The sequence below is a fragment of the Propionispira raffinosivorans DSM 20765 genome (assembly GCF_000381065.1).
GTDB classification, from domain to species: domain Bacteria; phylum Bacillota; class Negativicutes; order Selenomonadales; family Selenomonadaceae; genus Propionispira; species Propionispira raffinosivorans.
Genome location: NZ_KB905839.1, coordinates 236,277 through 255,875 on the forward strand (window position 1 = coordinate 236,277; position 19,599 = coordinate 255,875).

The following is a 19,599-nucleotide window of genomic DNA, read 5'->3' on the forward strand; positions in this document are numbered from 1 at the left end:
AAAGGGGCGATTCCATTGAAAATTAAACAAACCGTAGAGCGCATTCCTGGCGGATTGATGTTAGTTCCATTATTTCTGGGAGCTTTATGTCATACATTTACACCGGAAGCCGGTAAGTATTTTGGTTCTTTTACGAATGGGTTAATTACGGGAACCGTGCCAATTCTTTCTGTATGGTTTTTTTGTATGGGGGCTGGTATCGATATCAAATCGACCGGAGTAGTTTTACGTAAATCGGGAACGATTGTTTTGACGAAAATATTGGTTGCCTGGCTTGTGGGTATGATTTGTGTCAGCTTGATGCCTGAAGGTATGATTCAGACGGGATTTTTTGCGGGGCTCTCCACGCTCGCGATTGTTACTTCGATGGATATGACGAATGGCGGCCTGTATGCTTCCATTATGCAACAGTATGGGACAAAAGAAGAAGCTGGTGCATTTGTATTGACTTCCATTGAATCGGGTCCTTTGGTGACTATGATGATTTTAGGAAGTACAGGAGCGGCATATTTTGAACCACGCTTATTTGTGGGTGCAGTTTTGCCTTTTGTTATTGGCTTTGCTTTAGGTAATCTGGATAAAGAACTACGTGTATTTTTTGGCAGTGCATCGATGACGATGATTCCTTTCTTTGGCTTTGCCTTAGGAAATACAATTAATTTGGCAGTACTTGGGCAGACCGGATTGCTCGGGATTTGTTTGGGAATTGGTGTTATAATTGTAACAGGTATTCCTTTGATACTTGCAGATAAATACATTGGCGGCGGGCATGGCGGTGCGGGACTGGCGGCCTCAAGTACGGCTGGGGCAGCTGTTACGAATCCAGTTATTATTGCACAAATGGTTCCGGCGTTTGAACCGATTGTAGCCGCGGCAACTGCACTTGTGGCAACGGCGGTTATTATTACTTCGATCATAGTACCAATTATTACAGCCTATTGGTGTAACCACTTTAATGGAAAATCGAAAAATCGGCAAGACAAGGTGATGCCGGGGATGAAACAGGCTCATGGTTGATTTTAGCTAAGTTTGAGCTAAGTAGTTTTCGTTTGGTATCAATACAAATTGGGAGGTTTTTTTATGGAAAAAGAAAAAATTATTGCAAAAATCAAAGAATTAGGTGTTGTAGCGGTTATTCGCGGCAAGGATGCAGAAGATGGCATTAAAATTTCAGAGGCTTGTATCAAAGGCGGTGTGACAGCGATTGAAGTTGCTTTTACAACTCCTGGAGCGCAGGAAACCATCAAGGTGCTGGCGGATAAATATAAAGATAATCCAGAAGTTGTTATCGGTGCTGGTACAGTTCTGGATCCTGAAACGGCAAGGATTGCTATGCTGAACGGGGCTGAATTTATTGTTTCACCATCCATTAATTTAGAAACGATTCGTCTTTGTAACCGATATCGTGTAGCCTGTATGCCGGGGACGACTACGTTAGATGGCGTGGTTATGGCTTTGGAAGCTGGTGCGGATATTATTAAGATTTTCCCAGGTGAGATTGTCGGACTCAAGATGATTAAAGCGATTAAAGGGCCGCTTCCACAGGCACAGTTAATGCCAACAGGTGGTGTTACAGTTGAGAATGTTGCCGAGTGGCTTCATGCAGGCTGTGTGGCAGTTGGTGCCGGCGGCAGCCTGACTGGTGCTGCGAAAACTGGTGATTTTGCTAAAATAACAGCAACGGCCATTGAGTTTGTTAATGCAGTGAAAGCTGCAAGACAATAAATCATTTACCCTCTTTTTTAGAGAAAGCATTATTAAATGTTGCGTTTGAGCAATTCATTTAGTCGTGCTTTCTCTTTTTTTCCTTTTCATAAAAAAGGAAAAATCGCTTTATATAACGAATAAGTTTATGAGATAGTAAGAAGTGTAATATTTTAAAATATGAAAAATGGAGTGATTTATATGGAATTAAAACGGGATGCATTTAAAGCCTATGACATTCGGGGGAAATATCCAGAAGAAGTCAATGAGGAACTGGCGTATCGTATCGGACGTTCTTTTGTTGAATTGTTCAAAGCTAAAAAAGTCGCGGTCGGTCATGATATTCGTCTTTCCGGTCCAAGCGTGCAAGCTGCTTTGGTACGTGGTTTAACGGAAATGGGCTGCGATGTAGTGGATATCGGTCAGTGTGGTACGGAAATGATTTATTTTGCTACAGCTTATTTGAAAATTGATGGCGGCATTATGATTACAGCCAGTCATAATCCGAAAGAATATAATGGCATGAAACTTGTTCGTGAACAGTCAAAACCAATCAGCAGTGATACAGGGCTTAAAGATATTGAAGAACGCGCGATCACAGGTGTGTTTGAGCCAGTGATCGGTGTTACTGCCGGAACTGTTGAAGCGGTTGATATCATGCCGGAATACATCAAACATTTGCTTACATATGTTGATATCAGTGCGTTGAAACCGCTCAAAATTGTGGCAAATACTGGCAATGGTGCGGCAGGACCGATTATTAATGAACTGGAAAAACATTTACCGTTTCAATTTATTAAAGTGTTTAATGAACCGGATGGCAATTTCCCGAATGGTGTACCAAATCCAATTCTCGAAGAAAATCGCGAAGCAACGGCTAAGGTGATTCGTGAAACGAAAGCGGATATTGGTATTGCCTGGGATGGTGATTTTGATCGCTGTTTTATGTTTGATGAAAACGGTGAATTTATCGAAGGGTATTATATGGTTGGATTCCTTGCCAAAGCTTTCTTAAGCAAATTGCCTGGATCGAAGATTATTTATGATCCACGCCTTACTTGGAACACCATTGAACTTGTCGAAGCCGATGGCGGTACACCGGTAATGTGTAAGAGCGGTCATGCTTTTATTAAGGAACGGATGCGTAAAGAAGGCGCTGTTTATGGTGGTGAAATGTCAGCCCATCATTATTTCAAAGATTTTTCCTATTGTGACAGTGGTATGATTCCTTGGCTTTTGGTATTGGAACTGATTTCGCGAGCTGGCAAACCATTCTCGCATTTGATGTCAGAACGCATGAATCGTTATCCGATCAGTGGGGAAATTAACAGCAAGGTCGTTGATGCCAAAGCTGTTATTGCTAAAATCGAAGCACAATATGGTCCAAGTGGTACGGTTACAAAAGTCGATGGACTCAGTATTGAATATCCACAGTGGAGATTCAATCTTCGCATGTCGAATACAGAACCGGTTATTCGTTTGAATGTTGAAACACGGGAAGATGCAGCATTATTAAAAGAAAAAACCGATGAATTATTAGCAATTATTCGCGGCTGAATGAATTCATTATAGATAGGATGAAACTTTATGCAGAAAATTCGCAAGGCCATTATTCCGGCAGCGGGACTGGGAACGCGGTTTTTACCAGCGACAAAAGCTCAGCCAAAAGAAATGCTGCCGATTGTTGATAAACCAGCAATTCAATTTATTGTTGAAGAAGCAATTGCTTCTGGAATTGAAGAAATTCTCATCATTACCGGACGTAATAAACGGTCCATTGAAGATCATTTTGATCGCTCAATTGAACTCGAAATGCAGTTAAAAGAGCAGGGAAAATATGAATTACTGGGTACGATTGAAGAAATATCCAATATTACCATTCATTTTATTCGGCAAAAAGAAGCAAAAGGGCTGGGACACGCGGTTCTTTGTGCCAAACAGTTCGTGGGCAATGAACCTTTTGCTGTTATGCTGGGGGATGATATTGTCGATGCAAAAGTTCCTTGTTTGGCGCAGCTTATCGATGTTTATGATGATTTGGGCGGCAGCGTGCTTGGCGTACAGCGTGTACCTAAATCACAGGTGCCGAATTATGGAATCATTGACCCGACTCCTATTAAACAAAATGTTTGGCAGGCACTTAAATTAATTGAAAAACCATCAATCGAAGAAGCACCATCTGATTTAGCTGTTTTAGGCCGCTATATTTTGACACCGGAAATTTTTGAAATTCTGGAACATACAAAACCAGGTCGTGGTGGTGAAATACAATTGACAGATGCGATCGGAGAATTGGCAAAAATTCAGCGTGTGTATGCGTATAATTTTTATGGACGGCGTTATGATATTGGAGATAAGGAAGGTTTTCTCGAAGCAACGGTTGAATATGCATTGAAAAGACCGGAACTTAGGGATCGTTTTTTGGCTTATATGGTTAAGACGGTCGGACCACTTCTGGAAAAACATTCCGAACTGGCCGATGAAGACCATAAGGAATAATCTTCAATCGGACTTAACAGTCAAACGTCTGCGTGCTATAATATTTTATATCACCGATTGTTTGCGGTGTTGCGTGTTTCATAAATTTTAAAAATGAAGGTGTAATAAATGAGTTTAGAATTAAAATCTGGATTTTCATTTGATTATGAAAATTTATTTGGTGAAGGTAAAGTAACCGCAGCAGATCTGAAGGATTTTGAAGCAGATTTGAAAAAGGCACATGAAGCAATGAAAGTGATGCGTAAAACTGGTTTTGTTGCTGGTCATCTTTCGAAAGACGGGGAACCGGAGAAGGTTTTATTTAGTGAACTTCCTTATATTGAAGAGGGTCATTTGAATTCACCAAAATCAATCGCTCGCTTAAGTAAGCTAACTGCATCCGTACAAAATCGCGTGGATGCGGTTGTGTCGCTTGGTATAGGCGGTTCATTCCTCGGCAATAAAGTTTTGTTTGATGTTCATTGCGGTGAGTTTTGGAACAGTAAATCAAAAGCAGAACGTGACGGATTCCCAAGAGTTTATTTTAGTGGCAATAATATTGATCCAAGAAGGACTACCGATTTGATCGAACATATTAATGCTTCGGCTAAAGTGGCGAGCTGCCATGGCGAAAAACGTCCATACCATGTTATGCTGCTTTTGATTTCAAAGTCTGGCGGTACGCTTGATACGATGTCTAATTTCATGGTTATTTATGAAGCCCTGAAAAAAAATCCTGAAGTTGAAGTTGAAGTAATTGCTGTAACAGATCCGAATGAAAAACAGCCAACACTTTTAAAGAAATTGGCCACGGAACAAAAATGGCCTACGTATAGTGTTCCTGATGGTGTTGGGGGAAGATTCACTGTTTTTTGTGAAGTTGGTCTCACTTTGGCGGCTTGCATTGGTTTTGATATTGAAGCATTTCTTGCTGGTGCAAAAGCAATGGACCAGGTTTGTCAAAATGATGATATCTGGCAGAATCCAGCAATGCTTAATGCAGCACTTAAATTTATTGCATCAGAAAAACATGGTCGTGATATTGAAGTTATGATGCCATATGGTGATTATCTGAAATCTGTTTCAGAATGGTATATTCAACTGCTAGCTGAATCGCTTGGTAAACAGTTTGATAAACAGGGCAATGAAGTTTGTTATGGGAGAACGCCAGTTGTTGCGGTGGGAACAACGGATATGCATGCACAAACACAGCAGCATCAAGAAGGCAAACTCAATAAAATCGTTCAATTTATTCGTATCCAAAAATGGGATGTTGATCCTGTTATCCCGGATGCTTTTCCATCCGCACCTAAATTATCCGATATTTCGGGCGTTACGATGAGTCAAGCCTTAGATGTAGCGTTGCAGTCTAATGCAGATGCTTTGGCGTCGAATCAGCGTTTTAGTGCCGTATTTAATTTACCAGAACTCACGCCATATCATTTGGGTGAACTGCTTTATATGCTGGCAATGTCCATTGCGTATGAAGGCGAACTTGCCAATGTTGATGCATTTAATCAGCCGGGGGTTGAAGGGTATAAACGGATTATGGGACCTAAACTGCAAGCTCTTAAAAATAAATAAAATATATACTTTAAATCCTGTCGGAATTCGACAGGATTTTTTTTATTTAAGGAGAAGAGTATACTTAATCATTTTTATGAGAATCTGAAAAAAGGTGGACTGTATATGAAGATAGAATTGAAAAAATTTTTCGGTATCCGTAAAAATCAAGGCTGCCTGCTCGTTTTATTGCTTGTGCTTTTATATGCAGGCTGGGGAAATACAGACGAGACGATAGCAAATAGTACATATAACGGATCAAAAGATAGCGAACATAGTCAGGTTCAAAAGAATCTGGTGCAGGCCGTGCAGGGCAGTGAAGAAAAAATGCAGGGGCGCGATCCCTTTACTTTAGCAGAAAAAGACAGAAAAATGGAATTGGTTGACAATGTAGCAAAAATTTCTAATCTAGGTAAATCTACGGTAAACGTTATGGAGCAGCTGCCGGGTATAAAAAAGATTATAGAAAAGAAAAAGGTAATGGCAGATAAGCTTGTCTTAAAAGGGATTTTAGCTGGATCTGAGCAAAAAATTGCTTTAATTGAATCAGGTAAAGAAAGCTTTTCCTGCCAAATTGGTACAATCATTAAAAATTATGAAGTTTTGGCAATTACGGATACAGCTGTAAGACTTAAAGGGCTTGATGGAGAGCAGCTGCTGCAGCTTGAACAATAAAAATTATCCCCAAAAAGAGAAACAGGAGATGACATGATGCTGTCTGGAAATAAGATCCAGATTTTGCTGCTTTGTTTTAGTTTATTTTTGCTAGGCAGTCCAGTTTATGCTGCCGAAACAATTTCTCTAAATGTATATAATGGTGAAGTTCGCGATGTTTTGACGTCATTGGCCATATTGGGACATGTTGATATTGTAGCGGATGATTTAGTGACAGGAAAGATTACGGTGCAGATGGAGTCGATAGATTTTGACACGGCTCTGAATGTTATTACAAAAATGAAAGGTTTGGTCTATCAAAAACAAGGCAATGTTATTCTTGTTGGCAAAAAGGATACGATGCAAAATAATTTTGGCACATTGCATGTTATGAAGTTAAAGTTTATCGATTGGCGCTGTGCAGGGGAGGCGGCAACTTTAGTACTCGGTGAAGCAGGAATCAATCCAATTATGCAGAATACTAAAGATATTGCAAAAAATAATGTGCATGAAGTAGATAATGCAAAAAATCGAATAAGTAAACGTTTAATGATTGATGAACAAACCAATTCACTGCTTTTTTATGGAACGGATGAAGAGGCAGCAAATATTATGCAGATGTTAGAAAAAATTGATATACCGGCACAGCAAGTTTCATTGGAAGCCAAAGTTATTGCAATCAATAAAGATGCGGCGAAGAACCTCGGTGTGGAGTGGGAGTGGTCTAAAGTGCCGCAATATCCTGCTTATACGACGGAATATGAAACTTTAGAAAATACGGTTGTTTTGCCTGATGGGACACTGAAGAAAATAACGGAGGATATTCCTAAGCAGAATGTGCAGAGACAATGGAAAAATGGTGAGTCAATTCCGGGAATTATTAAATTTGGTCATGGCCCGGAGGGACATCCATTTGAATTTTATTATGCGGCGACACTCAATGCACTGATTAGTGATGGCAAAGCCAATGTTTTGGCAAGGCCAAATATTATGACGATTCAGGGAAAAGAAGCTGTAATTAATATTGGTGGTGAAGTTCCTGTGCCAACGGTATCTACAACGAATTCGACGACAACTACGTCGATTGTGTATCGTGAGGCAGGTATTATTTTACGTTATACGCCGCGGATAAATAAAGATGGGTTTATTACAGCGGAGGTTCATACTGAGGTGAGTTCACCGATGTATGTGGAAGATTTAAAAGCCTACCGATTCAGTAAAAGGTCCGCAGATACGAACATCCGGCTTAAAGATGGTCAAACTATGGTGATTGGCGGTTTGATTGGCAGTGAAGACTCAAAATCAATCAGTAAGATTCCTTTTTTAGGGGATATTCCAATTTTGGGACGTTTTTTTCGAAATGAAAAGCAGAGCAAAAGTGAATCGGAAGTGATGATCTTTTTGACTGCACATATTGTAGATTGACAGGGAAGTGTAAAAATGGCAATAAAAATACTAATAGCAGATGATCATGCGCTTTTACGACAAGGCATAAAAAAAGTTTTGAATTTTGAAGAGGATTTAGAGGTGATTGGTGAAGCCGAAGATGGTCAGGATGCTTTGGCAAAAACAATGGTTTTACAGCCGGATATTTTGCTTTTGGATCTGAATATGCCGATTTTGAGCGGTCTTGATGTGACACGTCAATTGCAGATGGCTAAGGTGAAAACCAAAATCATTGTGCTTACGATTCATGATAGCGATAATTATGTAATTGAACTTTTAAAAAGTGGTGCGGATGGGTATTTATTGAAAGATGTAGAACCTTCTATGCTGATAAAAGCAATTCATGTCGTTTATGCAGGCAATACTTTTGTTTATCCAAAATTGGAAGAAAAATTATTTGGTGATTTGAATTCAGATGATGATGTTAATGAGAAGGCTCGTGAAATGTGGCGGCAATTTCGTCCAGAACGATTAACAACACGCGAAATGGACGTATTGCGTTGTATTGCAAGAGGGTTTAACAATCAGGAAATTTCACAGGCACTTTTTGTGAGTGAAAAAACAGTTAAAAATCATTTGACGAATATTTTTCGTAAAATCAATGTGAATGATCGTACCCAAGCCTTAATTTATGTACTTAAAAATAAAATCATGACATTAGATTAAGGCAAAGCTCTCAAATTAAAATTTGGGAGCTTTTTTCATTTGCAATGTGTTAGAAGCAGTGTATAATTATTTTATGTGTTTTTTTGAAAATATGACGATAAAAATGGAATTTAGGAGAATTATATTATATAATGGTAAGAGAAAGTGAATGTCATTCGTATTTGATGAACTTTCATTCTTACTTATAGAGTAAACGAAGTTGGTTATAGGTTTTAAAGAGGTGCAAAAAATTGTCTCTATATCCGATTAATTTAGATTTAAAACGTAAAAAGTGTGTAGTTATCGGCGGTGGCAAAGTGGCAATGCGTAAAGTTAAGACATTGCTGAAGGCACAGGCACAGGTTACGGTGATTGCACCGAGTTTGACTGCTTCCTTAGCAGAGTTGGCAAAAGCTGAAGCGATTTTTTATAAATCCAAAGAATATGTGTATGGTGATATGGCAGGATTTTTTTTGGCTGTTTGCGCTACGGATTCTTCTTTGGTCAATGCTGCGGCAGCCAAAGAAGCGAAAGAAAAGCATGTTTTAGTCAATGTAGTGGATCAATCTGTTCCCAGTGATTTTATGGTACCAGCACAAGTTAGCCGGGGCGATTTACTGCTCACGGTTTCAACGGGTGGAAAATCGCCAGCATTGGCGCGGCAACTGCGTCTAGAGCTCGAAAAAGAGTATGGTGATACATATGGAACATTATTGGATATTATTGAAAAAGTTCGGTTGGAACTCAAAATGGTTCTAGGCGAAAGTAAAGCGCGAGAAACGTTTTGGCAGCAAGCGATGAATACAAAGATCCTTGCATTTGTGAAACAAGGAAAGTTAGAAGAGGCGGAGGCTGAAGTTAGAAATGCAATTGATAGTTTTAGGTCTAAATCATAAGACGGCACCAGTGGATGTGCGTGAACGTTTTTCGATTCCGGAAGAGAAAATCCGGAGGGGGCTCAGACATATCGATGAATATGATGCAATGAATGAAGTAGTCATTCTTTCGACTTGTAATCGCAGTGAGGTGTATGCGGTTGTGGAAGATGCAGATGAAGATTTGCCGATGCTCAAACAGTTTTTATTTGATTTGGCGGGCAATGAAGAAGATATTGATGATTATTTATTTTATTATGGCGGTGAAGAGTGCATTTCACATTTATTTGAAGTTTCATCCAGTCTGGATTCTTTAGTGATTGGTGAAGGCCAGATTTTGAGTCAGGTCAAAAAAGCTTATGCGATTGCACGTGAAGAGGGAACAACGAGTACCGTTTTAAATACATTATTCCATAGGGCGATTGCAACTGGTAAACGTGTTCGAACAGAAACACGGATTGCCTATAATGCAGTTTCCGTCAGTTATGCAGCGGTTGAACTGGCCAAAAATATTTTTGGCGATCTTACGAAGGCACGGGTACTTTTGCTGGGAGCCGGCCAGATGGGGGAACTTACCGCACAGCATCTTGTGGATAAAGGCGTTGAAAAAGTTTATGTGGCCAACCGCAGCTATGAAAGAGCCGCAGAACTGGCGGAGAAATTTCATGGCGAACCAGTTGTGTTTGAACAGGCTATGAAGCAGGCTGTGGGGGTTGATATTATTATTACATCAACAGGAGCGCCGCATTATATTGTGAATACCTGGGAAACTCAGCAGCTTATGACAAAGCGGAAAGGTCGTCAAATCGTGTTTATCGATATTGCTGTACCGCGTGATGTGGAACCAGAAGTTGCTGATATCAAAGGTGTGCAGCTCTATAATATTGATGATCTGGAAGCCGTTGTTGATGAGAATATTAAAGTTCGTGAACAAGAAGCAGAACAGGCGCGTGATATTATCGAAGAAGAAGTATATGAATTGGTCAATAAATTCCGTTATTTGTCATTTCGTCCCGTTATGGCACTTTTGGCGGATAAAGCGGATCGGATTCGCTGTCGTGAAGTGAAACGAGCTATGGCAAAACTTTCGGACATTACACCAGATCAGCGCAAAGTCATGGAAAATATGACGAAAATGATTGTACGCAAATTGCTGCGGGAACCGATGACAAAAATCAATGGGTCAGCGGGTAGTGCCAATGAGCAGTATTATATTGATGCAATGCGCAATTTATTTAAACTTGATACGGTAAGGGAGCAGAGCAGTGAAGAAAAACATCATTATCGGTACGCGCAGCAGTAAGCTGGCGCTTTGGCAGGCAGAGCATATCGCAGCTTGCTTGAAAAAACAATATCCGGGCCTTACGGTTGAATTGAAACATGTCATGACCACGGGGGATAAGATACTTGATACACCGCTGGCTAAAATTGGCGGTAAGGGGCTTTTTACGAAAGAATTGGAAACGGAAATGCTGGCGGGTGATATTGATTTTGCTGTACATAGTTTAAAAGATATGCCGACGCAAATACCGGATGGCCTTTGTCTTGCTGTTATTACGAAACGTTTTGATTCAGGAGATGCTTTGGTCAGTCCCAAATATAAAACGCTACAGGCACTGCCGCAAGGGGCCAAAGTTGGCACATCGAGCCTTAGACGTAAGGCTCAGCTTTTGCATGTTCGCCCAGATCTCAATATTTGTGATTTGCGCGGTAATGTTAATACGCGGTTAAAGAAACTTGAAACAGAAAATTTTGCGGCGATTGTACTGGCAGCGGCTGGTCTAAAAAGACTGGGGCTTGCCGATTTGATTACGGATATTATTTTGCCGGAAATTTGTTTACCGGCTGTTGGACAAGGTGCGTTGGCGATTGAAGCACGGGCCGGAGACGCAGCAGTTTTAGAACTTCTGGCTTTTTTAAATGACGCAGAGTCTGTCCAGAATTCTACGGCGGAACGAGCTTTTTTAGCGGCGGTCGAAGGTGGCTGTCAGGTTCCGGTGGGCGTTTATGCACACATAAAAGAAAATCAGCTGCATGTTGAAGCAGTTATTGCCTCGGTAGATGGCAAACGCTTGCTTCGTGATTCAATTACGGGCGCTGGTGTCGATGCCGATAAACTTGGGTTTGCTTTGGCACAGCGCCTGTTAGATGCTGGTGGTCGGCAGATTATGCAGGAATTAGGACTTTTATTGTAAAATTTTTTATAAAGAGGGTGCTTCAATATCGAGTTTCTGTTTTTTTAGCAGAAAACGAGAGGCAGCCTCTTATTTATAGGAGGATATATAATGGCAGGTATGGTGTATTTGGTCGGAGCAGGTCCTGGAGATTATCAATTGATTAGTGTGAAGGCTTGTGAATATTTAAAAAATGCCGATACGGTTGTTTACGATCGTTTAGCGGATGAAAGAATTTTAAGTTATGCACCAAAGGACGCAGAATTTATTTATGTTGGTAAGGCATCAAGTCAGCATACCATGAAACAGGATGATATTAACCAACTATTGGTAGATAAAGCCAAAGAAGGTAAGGTTGTTGTTCGTTTGAAAGGCGGCGATCCATTTGTGTTTGGCCGCGGTGGTGAAGAAGCATTGCTGCTATATGAAAATAAGCTGCCTTTTGAAATTGTACCAGGGATTACATCAGCGATTTCTGTGCCGGCTTATGCAGGAATTCCCGTTACACATCGTGCGGTTGCAACTTCATTTGCTGTTATTACCGGGCATGAAGATCCAACAAAAGGAAATTCCAGTATGCGCTGGGATAAATTATCGACAGCGGTTGATACACTGGTATTTTTGATGGGGGTCGAAAATCTGCCGCATATTACGGCAAAACTGATTGAAAATGGTCGCGGAGCCGATACGCCGGCAGCGGTGATCCGCTGGGGAACCAAACCCGAGCAGCGTGTACTTGTAACGACAGTTGGTGAAGCTGCCGAAGCGGTGCGAAAGAACAATCTTAAGCCGCCAGCTATTTTTATTGTGGGCGATGTGGTCAATTTACGGGAAAAATTGGCCTGGTTTGATAATCGCTTACTGTTTGGTAAAACGGTATTGGTAACGAGAGCTCGTGAGCAGGCTTCAAAATTAACGAGTCGATTAGAAGCACTGGGGGCACGCTGTATCGAGGCGCCATCCATTAAAATGGCAGCACCAGCCGATGCTTATCGTGGTGTCGATCAGGCAATGGATGACTTGGCAGGCTATGATTGGCTGATGTTTACAAGTACAAATGGTGTCGAACATTTTTTTGATCGACTTTTTGCCAAGGGCTTTGATACACGTCGTTTGGGAACCGCTAAAATTGCAGCGATCGGTGCAGCAACGGCGCAAAAACTTCGTGAATACGGGATTATAGCGGATGTGGTACCCGTTGAGTTTAGAGCTGAAGGTATTATTGAAGCAGTCAAAGAGCAGATTACAGCAGGCATGAAGATACTTATTCCACGCGCGCAGGAAGCACGTGAAATCCTGCCAGAAAAATTGCGTGAACTGGGAGCTGTTGTCACGGTTGTGCCTGTGTATCAAACCATAGAAGGTGACTTGAATGGTCAAGAAATCAAAACGATGTTAAAAAATGGTGAAATTGATTTGGTTACGTTTACTAGTTCATCGACGGTGAAAAATTTGCTCAATATTTTAGGACCGGATGGTTCAGCTTTGGTCAGTCAAGTTAAAACAGCTTGTATTGGTCCAATTACGGCGCAGACTTGCTTGGAACGTACGATCAATCCGGCAATTATTGCTGAAACGTATACAGTTGCTGGGCTTGTGGAAGCGATTGAAGCCGATTTTTCAGCGAAAGCATGATCTAGATTTTTAGATAAATATAATATATGGGGTGGAAAAAATGATGAAGCAAACATTACGACCACGCAGAATGCGTATTTCAGAAGGTGTACGGTCCATGGTACAGGAAACGACATTATCGGCGAAAGATTTTGTATATCCGATTTTTGTTGTGCCGGGCGAAAATGTCAAAACAGAAATTCCTAGCATGCCAAATTGTTATCATTTATCGGTCGATAATGCGGTTAAATTAGCCAAAGAAATTTACGAATTAGGGATTCCAGCGGTTGAAATATTTGGTCTGCCTGAATATAAAGATGAAATAGGTTCTAGTGCCTGGGATGCGACGAGCCCTGTACAAAGAGCCATGAAAGCTATAAAAAAAGAATTACCAAAACTTGTTATTATTGGTGATGTATGTATGTGCCAATATACAAGCCATGGACATTGCGGAAAATTGTGCGGCGAATATGTCGATAATGATGCTACACTTGAACTGCTGGCCAAAGTTGCGGTAAGTCAGGCTGAGGCTGGGGCAGATATGATCGCACCATCGGATATGATGGATGGACGCGTGGCCGCAATTCGTGAGGCTCTGGATGCGGCGGGCTTTATCAATGTATCGATTATGTCATATGCGGTAAAATATGCATCGGGATATTATGGCCCATTCCGTGATGCAGCAGATTCTGCACCGCAGTTTGGCGATCGTCGTTCTTATCAGATGGACCCGGCCAATTCTCGCGAGGCGATGAAGGAAGTAGAACTTGACCTTGCTGAAGGTGCCGATATTATTATGGTAAAACCAGCTTTGGCGTATTTGGATATTGTGCGTCAGGTTCGTGATAATATTGATCATCCGATTGCTGTATACAATGTAAGTGGCGAATATGCAATGGTCAAAGCAGCTGCTGCAAATGGCTGGATTGATGAAAAACGCATCGTTTTGGAAACTCTGACGAGTATGAAACGGGCGGGAGCAGATATCATTATTACATATCATGCCATTGATGCTGCAAGATGGCTTAAAGAATAGGGGTTATGGTGTCCTGACGATTGCCATATAAAATGTTTAATGCGTTCTATATAATTAGAAAAGGAGGATTTTGAGATGGCTCTTAATTTAGCGAAATCAGCCGAAGCGTTTGCTGAAGCGAAACAATATATGCCCGGTGGGGTAAACAGTCCAGTGCGTTCCTACCGGAGTGTGGATTGTGATCCGCCGTTTATTGCAAAGGCAAAGGGCAGTAAAATTTATGATATTGATGGTAATGAATATATAGACTATGTTGGGTCCTGGGGTCCAATGGTCATTGGGCATGCGCATGAAGCGGTTGTTAAGGCTCTCCAAAAGGCCGTGGAACTGGGAACAAGTTATGGGGCGCCAACGCTTTTGGAAACAGAACTGGCAAAACGGGTCCAACATATTATGCCATCGATTGAAATGATCCGCATGGTAAATTCGGGTACAGAAGCAACGATGAGTGCGTTGCGTTTGGCTCGTGGCTTTACCGGACGGGAAAAAATCGTAAAATTCATTGGCTGTTATCATGGACATCATGACAGTTTACTGGTAAAAGCCGGTTCTGGTATGGCTACGTTTGGTGTTCCTGACAGCCCTGGCGTGCCGAAAAGTGTGGCAGAAAATACGATTACGGTTCCGTATAATGATGTTGAAGCCATCCGTAAGGTTATGGCGGAAAGCGGCAAGGAGATTGCGGCGATTATTGTTGAGCCAGTTGCGGGGAATATGGGGCTTGTTTTGCCAAAACAAGGCTATTTGAAAGAGCTTCGAGTTTTGACGGAAGAGGCCGGAGCTCTGTTGATCTTTGATGAAGTTATGTGTGGGTTCCGTGCTTCTTTGGGCGGTGCGCAGGCTGCATATGGCATCGTGCCGGATTTGACTTGTCTGGGTAAAATTATCGGCGGTGGTCTTCCCGTTGCAGCTTATGGCGGACGTAAGGATATCATGCTGCAAATTTCACCAGCAGGTCCAGTCTATCAGGCAGGAACACTTAGCGGGAATCCTTTGGCGATGACAGCGGGGATTGAAACGTTAAAAATTATGACGGCAATACCGGAAGATGGTCAGCCGGATTATAGTCGTGTGCTGACTATTAAAACGAAAAAACTACTTTTAGGTTTGCAAGCCGAAGCGAAAAAAGCCGGATTAAAATTGCAATTTCATCAGGCTGGCTCTATGTTTGGTATTTTCTTTAATGAAAATCCAGTTTATGACTATGAAACAGCCGCGGCTTCGGATGCGGAAGCTTTTAAGGTTTATTTTAAATCGATGCTGGAACAGGGCATATATTTAGCTCCATCGCCATTTGAAACTGCATTTATGTCTGGGGCTCACAGCGATGCTGATATTGAAAAAACAATACAGGCTGCAGCCATTGCTTTCGCAAAAGTGGCAGCAATGACGAAATAAAAGGTGAGAAGCAATATTTACCTAAGAAAAAGCTTGTCAATTAAAAGATTGTAAGTTATAATAATGTACATTCAAGTACGCCTTAAAAAAACATATGTATACCGAATGAAGTTTGCGGAAGAGAGGCCAAGGCCCGCCGAAGGAGTAACACTCTCAGGCATTCACAATGGTGTGAATAGAACCGCAAGTGGACGGGACTCTGGAGAGTGCTCTTAATTGAGACGCCGAAGGTGAAAGCGGATTGTAATCTGTAAATCTCTCAGGCAAATGGACAGAGACAGGCATGCTTTAACAAGCGAATTTTCGATTGTTGAAGTCTGTTTTGCCTATGCAATTTTTGATATCCAGAGTCAAATCATTTATGATTTGACTCTTTTTTATTGAGGGTTTAGCAGATTTTTCAATTCGTCATATATTTTTTACTGGAGATTGAAAATGATATGGTTGGAAAGAGGTTTTTTTATGCGTAATAAGTTTAAAGCAATGATTGTTATGATGCTGGTAGGTTTGATGGGAACATTAGCTGGCTGTGGCGGCGAATCAAACACGATTAAGATTGGTCTATTAAATGAAATGACAGGCGGCAATGCAACACTCGGCACATCTTCGGCAAATGGTGCGAAAATGGCTTTTAAAGAATATAATGACAAGGGCGGTCTTTTAGGCAAACAAATTGAGGCAGTTGTGGCCGACAATAAATCGGAGCCGGCTGAAGCTTCTAATGCTATGACAAAACTGGTTACGCAAGATAAAGTAGTGGCTGTTACCGGAACTTTTTCGAGTTCCAATGCAATTGCAGCTGCAAGTGTAGCTGCTGCGTCGAAAGTTCCTTATCTTGTATCGGGAGCGACGAATCCGAAAGTTACAGTGGATGAAAAAACGGGTAAAGTAAATGATTATGTATTTAGGGTTTGCTTTATTGATCCTTTTCAGGGAACCGTAGCAGCTAATTTTGCCTTGAATAATCTTCATTTAAAAAAAGCAGTTGTTCTGGTTGATAATAGTAGTGATTACAGCAAGGGGTTGTCGGATTTCTTTAAGGACGCCATGAAGCAGGGTGGTGGCGAAATTTTGGGTGAAGAAGCGTATTTGCAAAAAGATCAGGATTTTAAAGCAATTTTAACGAAAATAAAAACATTAAATCCAGATATTGTTTATATCCCAGGGTATTATGAAGAAGTTGGCAAGATTGTCAAACAAGCTCGTGAACTTGGTATTACAGCAGTCATGATTGGTGCTGATGGATGGGATTCTCCTAAACTAGCTGAAATAGCAGGTGCTGATGCACTGAACCATACTTTTTTCACGAATCATTATGCCGTTGATTCCAAAGAACCTGTAGCACAGGCTTTTGCTGAGGCTTATGAAAAAGAATATGGACAAAAACCGGATGCGTTAGCGGTTCTTGGTTATGATGCAGCGAAAGTCTTGATTGATGCGATTGAACGGGCTAATAGTACAGATCCGGCAAAAATAACGGAAGCACTGGCTGTGACTAAAGATTTCAATGGTATAACGGGAGCGATTACTTTAAATGAAACACATGATGCAATTAAAAGCGCGGTTGTTATTGAAATGATTGATGGCAAACAAACTTTTAAAGCAAATGTAAAACCTTGAGAATTGTTTTTTAAAAGATGACATAACAAAAAACCTCTAAGTATAGATTTACATCTATGCTTGGAGGTTTTTTTATAAGAACTTTATTTTAAATAGTCACTTTGTGCTCAATCGGTGTAATCAAAACGTCAATCTTGTCACCATTTTTAACTGGTGTGATGAATTCGGCACTTTGACCATTGACGAGAATTTTAAAGGTTACCTGACTTAAGGCACTTGGCGGATGAAAATCTGCTGCAAGAAGTACATCACTGACAATCGTTGTTTTGCGTTCAGACAGAGTGTATTCTATTTCACTGCCATCATAGACAATTGTATTAGCTGTAGCAGATTTGCCGTTGACTGTCATTTGACAATTTGCAGCCGGCATCTTACATTCTGATTTATTGAAGTAGATAATCATATGGGTATCCAGTTCCGATAGTTTAATGACGTCGCCGAGCTTTGGCGATGTAGGCTCAATGAAATCAATTTCATCATTTGGAAAAACTTCAGTGGAAAGAGTGGCTGGATTTCCATTGATGGTGATGGTCGGTGATACGCTGAACATGGATTGTGCTCCATTTAGAAGATATTTAAATTTGCGCGCAGTGGGAGTGTAGCCAGCTTTTAGTAAGACTTCACCGAGATTTTTTGTTTCATGCCAAGTGATTTCATCATGGTCGACCAAAAGCTGCTGCATATCAGCGGATTGACCATTGATGAGAGCTGTCGGCGGAATGCTTGTTTTACTGCCATTGATAAAAATCGTGACAGGAGGCATTGGTTTTATAATTGTTTGCAGTTTAACTTCGGGGGCTGTGCCGTCAAAGCCGTTTTCAATCGTTATTTTATCACCATTTTTGATCGGATCTTTGAGGGCAGCTATTTCATCATTTAGCGTTATTTTAGCATTTGTTCCCATGGTTCCGGCGAGATATTTTTTTTCGCCATTTAATGTAATCATCAGGCCGAGACCTGGTTTTCCACCGAGCTTTTTCAGATTGATACCGGCGGTCAAAAGTGCATCGGATACCGTTAAATGACCAAAGTTGAACAGACGGAATTCCTGCTCGTTTACGGCTATACTTAAAAAGTGTAGAGCATTGAGTGAAGCTATTTTGAGGATGCCGAGCGGGGTAACGGCATCGGGAGATTTTAGTTCTTCGGGGATACTTTCAATTCCCTCAATCGTCTCAGGCTTACGAACAGCTACACGTGGTGACGGAATATCCAGTGCCTGCGCGACCATTTCAGGCAGTTCAGGCGTTAGGGAACCACCGCCAACTAAAAGTACGGCTTGTGGCGCACCACTATTTAATTCTAAAATCTGTTTAGCGATCGCCTGTGCAAGATCTAATATATTGGGCATGACACTGTCAATGACTTCTTTGGGGCTCAGTTTATATTCAACGCCCAAAATATCCTGGAAGGTTACTTTTCCTGCTTTGTCAGCGGAAATATCGCGCTTTACGGTTTCGGCAATGTTAAAGTCCAGCAGATATTTTTGGGAGATGGCTTCGGTTATTTCGTCGCCGGCAAGTGGCACCATTCCATATCCGGTCACGGAACCATCTTTTGTTACAGCTACATCGGAAGTACCGGCACCAATATCGACTAAGACAAGGTTTAAATGACGCATGGTTGGTGGAATCAATACGTTGATTGCGGCAATCGGTTCCAATGTAAGTGCACTCATTTCCAGCTTTGCTGTATCAAGTGCTGATTGCATCGAATCAATGACTTGACGCGGTAAAAATGTAGCAATAACAGTAGCTGTTGCCAGCTTGCCGCGTTGACCGACTAGCGTCTTAAGCTGGGTACCATCTAATGTATATTTGACGGTACTGTATCCTACACAATAATATAGAGTTGGGTCGGCAACTGTATTTGAGGTGGCCAATTTGTGCTGTGCGGTTTGGATAGCAATAAAATCAAGGCTTCGTTCCGTTTCTGCTGTAATGACTTCGTTAATTTCAAGTTCCGCTTCGGAAGTCATTGTATATAAAGCACGTCCAGCTGCAGCGACGGCAACTTGTTTCAATGGTCCGGTTTTGACCTCCAAAGCATTTTTAACATCTTCCAAGATGGCTGCAACTTGTGGTACATCATGAATCTGTCCATCAAGCATGGCTCTGGTGCGATGTTCTTTCCGTTCGGTGGCAATGATTTTTAATTGGCTGCCGTTTTGTTCGGCAACAATACCAATGACACTTCTGGTGCCGATATCCAAAGAAAATAATAATTTATTTTTTGTAGCCATAGGAAATCTCCTTAACAATAAAGAATTCAATAAAACAATACTACTTGTAATATTTCGCTGGTTTTAGGAAAGAATCCTTTTTCCGGCTGAAAAAACATGTTTAATTATAGAGAAAATTTGCCGAATTGCTTTTTTATTGAAAAATTGAGT

The 19,599-nt window shown here is 41.2% G+C and carries 16 protein-coding genes and 1 riboswitch; of the genes, 15 read left to right on the forward strand and 1 reads right to left on the reverse strand.

Annotated features, from left to right (window positions below; translation table 11 throughout):
- Window positions 1–15: 15 nt before the first annotated feature.
- From kdgT to F606_RS0101165, 15 genes are all read left to right on the forward strand, one after another.
- Window positions 16–1,017 carry a 2-keto-3-deoxygluconate transporter gene (kdgT, locus tag F606_RS0101095; protein ID WP_019552011.1) on the forward strand — a complete coding sequence of 334 codons (1,002 nt, stop codon included), beginning with the start codon at window positions 16–18 and terminating at the stop codon, window positions 1,015–1,017.
- Between the two features lie 63 nt (window positions 1,018–1,080).
- Window positions 1,081–1,725 carry a bifunctional 2-keto-4-hydroxyglutarate aldolase/2-keto-3-deoxy-6-phosphogluconate aldolase gene (locus tag F606_RS0101100; RefSeq protein WP_019552012.1) on the forward strand — a complete coding sequence of 215 codons (645 nt, stop codon included), beginning with the start codon at window positions 1,081–1,083 and terminating at the stop codon, window positions 1,723–1,725.
- A 180-nt stretch (window positions 1,726–1,905) separates the two neighbouring features.
- Window positions 1,906–3,261 carry a phosphohexomutase domain-containing protein gene (locus tag F606_RS0101105; protein WP_019552013.1) on the forward strand — a complete coding sequence of 452 codons (1,356 nt, stop codon included), beginning with the start codon at window positions 1,906–1,908 and terminating at the stop codon, window positions 3,259–3,261.
- A gap of 30 nt (window positions 3,262–3,291) precedes the next feature.
- A complete protein-coding gene (galU, locus tag F606_RS0101110) occupies window positions 3,292–4,203 on the forward strand; it encodes a UTP--glucose-1-phosphate uridylyltransferase GalU (protein WP_019552014.1) in 912 nt (303 codons plus the stop codon).
- Window positions 4,204–4,311: 108 nt separating this feature from the next.
- Complete coding sequence (locus F606_RS0101115) at window positions 4,312–5,766, forward strand: phosphoglucose isomerase-related protein (protein ID WP_019552015.1); 1,455 nt, start codon at window positions 4,312–4,314, stop codon at window positions 5,764–5,766.
- Window positions 5,767–5,871: 105 nt separating this feature from the next.
- Complete coding sequence (locus F606_RS0101120; protein WP_019552016.1) at window positions 5,872–6,420, forward strand: hypothetical protein; 549 nt, start codon at window positions 5,872–5,874, stop codon at window positions 6,418–6,420.
- Between the two features lie 36 nt (window positions 6,421–6,456).
- Window positions 6,457–7,824, forward strand: a complete 1,368-nt coding sequence (locus F606_RS0101125) for a secretin GspD/PilQ domain-containing protein (protein ID WP_019552017.1) — start codon at window positions 6,457–6,459, stop codon at window positions 7,822–7,824.
- Window positions 7,825–7,839: 15 nt separating this feature from the next.
- Entirely contained in the window at window positions 7,840–8,511 is a 672-nt protein-coding gene (locus F606_RS0101130) for a response regulator (RefSeq protein ID WP_019552018.1), read from the forward strand.
- Window positions 8,512–8,741: 230 nt separating this feature from the next.
- Window positions 8,742–9,386 carry a precorrin-2 dehydrogenase/sirohydrochlorin ferrochelatase family protein gene (locus tag F606_RS0101135; protein ID WP_019552019.1) on the forward strand — a complete coding sequence of 215 codons (645 nt, stop codon included), beginning with the start codon at window positions 8,742–8,744 and terminating at the stop codon, window positions 9,384–9,386.
- Window positions 9,355–10,668, forward strand: a complete 1,314-nt coding sequence (gene hemA / locus F606_RS0101140) for a glutamyl-tRNA reductase (protein ID WP_019552020.1) — start codon at window positions 9,355–9,357, stop codon at window positions 10,666–10,668. Before F606_RS0101135 ends, hemA begins: the two co-directional genes overlap by 32 nt.
- The gene (gene hemC / locus F606_RS0101145) at window positions 10,631–11,560 is read left to right on the forward strand and encodes a hydroxymethylbilane synthase (RefSeq protein ID WP_019552021.1); all 930 of its coding nucleotides are present in this window, start codon (window positions 10,631–10,633) and stop codon (window positions 11,558–11,560) included. Before hemA ends, hemC begins: the two co-directional genes overlap by 38 nt.
- Before the next feature lie 90 nt (window positions 11,561–11,650).
- Entirely contained in the window at window positions 11,651–13,174 is a 1,524-nt protein-coding gene (gene cobA / locus F606_RS0101150; protein ID WP_019552022.1) for a uroporphyrinogen-III C-methyltransferase, read from the forward strand.
- A gap of 40 nt (window positions 13,175–13,214) precedes the next feature.
- On the forward strand, window positions 13,215–14,189 hold the full coding sequence (gene hemB / locus F606_RS0101155) for a porphobilinogen synthase (protein ID WP_026329175.1): 975 nt from the start codon (window positions 13,215–13,217) through the stop codon (window positions 14,187–14,189).
- A gap of 75 nt (window positions 14,190–14,264) precedes the next feature.
- The gene (gene hemL / locus F606_RS0101160; RefSeq protein WP_019552024.1) at window positions 14,265–15,587 is read left to right on the forward strand and encodes a glutamate-1-semialdehyde 2,1-aminomutase; all 1,323 of its coding nucleotides are present in this window, start codon (window positions 14,265–14,267) and stop codon (window positions 15,585–15,587) included.
- 189 nt (window positions 15,588–15,776) lie between these two features.
- A riboswitch (glycine riboswitch) is annotated at window positions 15,777–15,872 on the forward strand.
- Window positions 15,873–16,049: 177 nt separating this feature from the next.
- A complete protein-coding gene (locus F606_RS0101165) occupies window positions 16,050–17,207 on the forward strand; it encodes an ABC transporter substrate-binding protein (RefSeq protein WP_026329176.1) in 1,158 nt (385 codons plus the stop codon).
- A gap of 88 nt (window positions 17,208–17,295) precedes the next feature.
- Here F606_RS0101165 and F606_RS0101170 read toward each other — a convergent pair whose 3' ends face one another.
- Window positions 17,296–19,449 carry a cell division protein FtsA gene (locus F606_RS0101170; RefSeq protein WP_019552026.1) on the reverse strand — a complete coding sequence of 718 codons (2,154 nt, stop codon included), beginning with the start codon at window positions 19,447–19,449 and terminating at the stop codon, window positions 17,296–17,298.
- Between the last annotated feature and the right edge of the window lie 150 nt (window positions 19,450–19,599).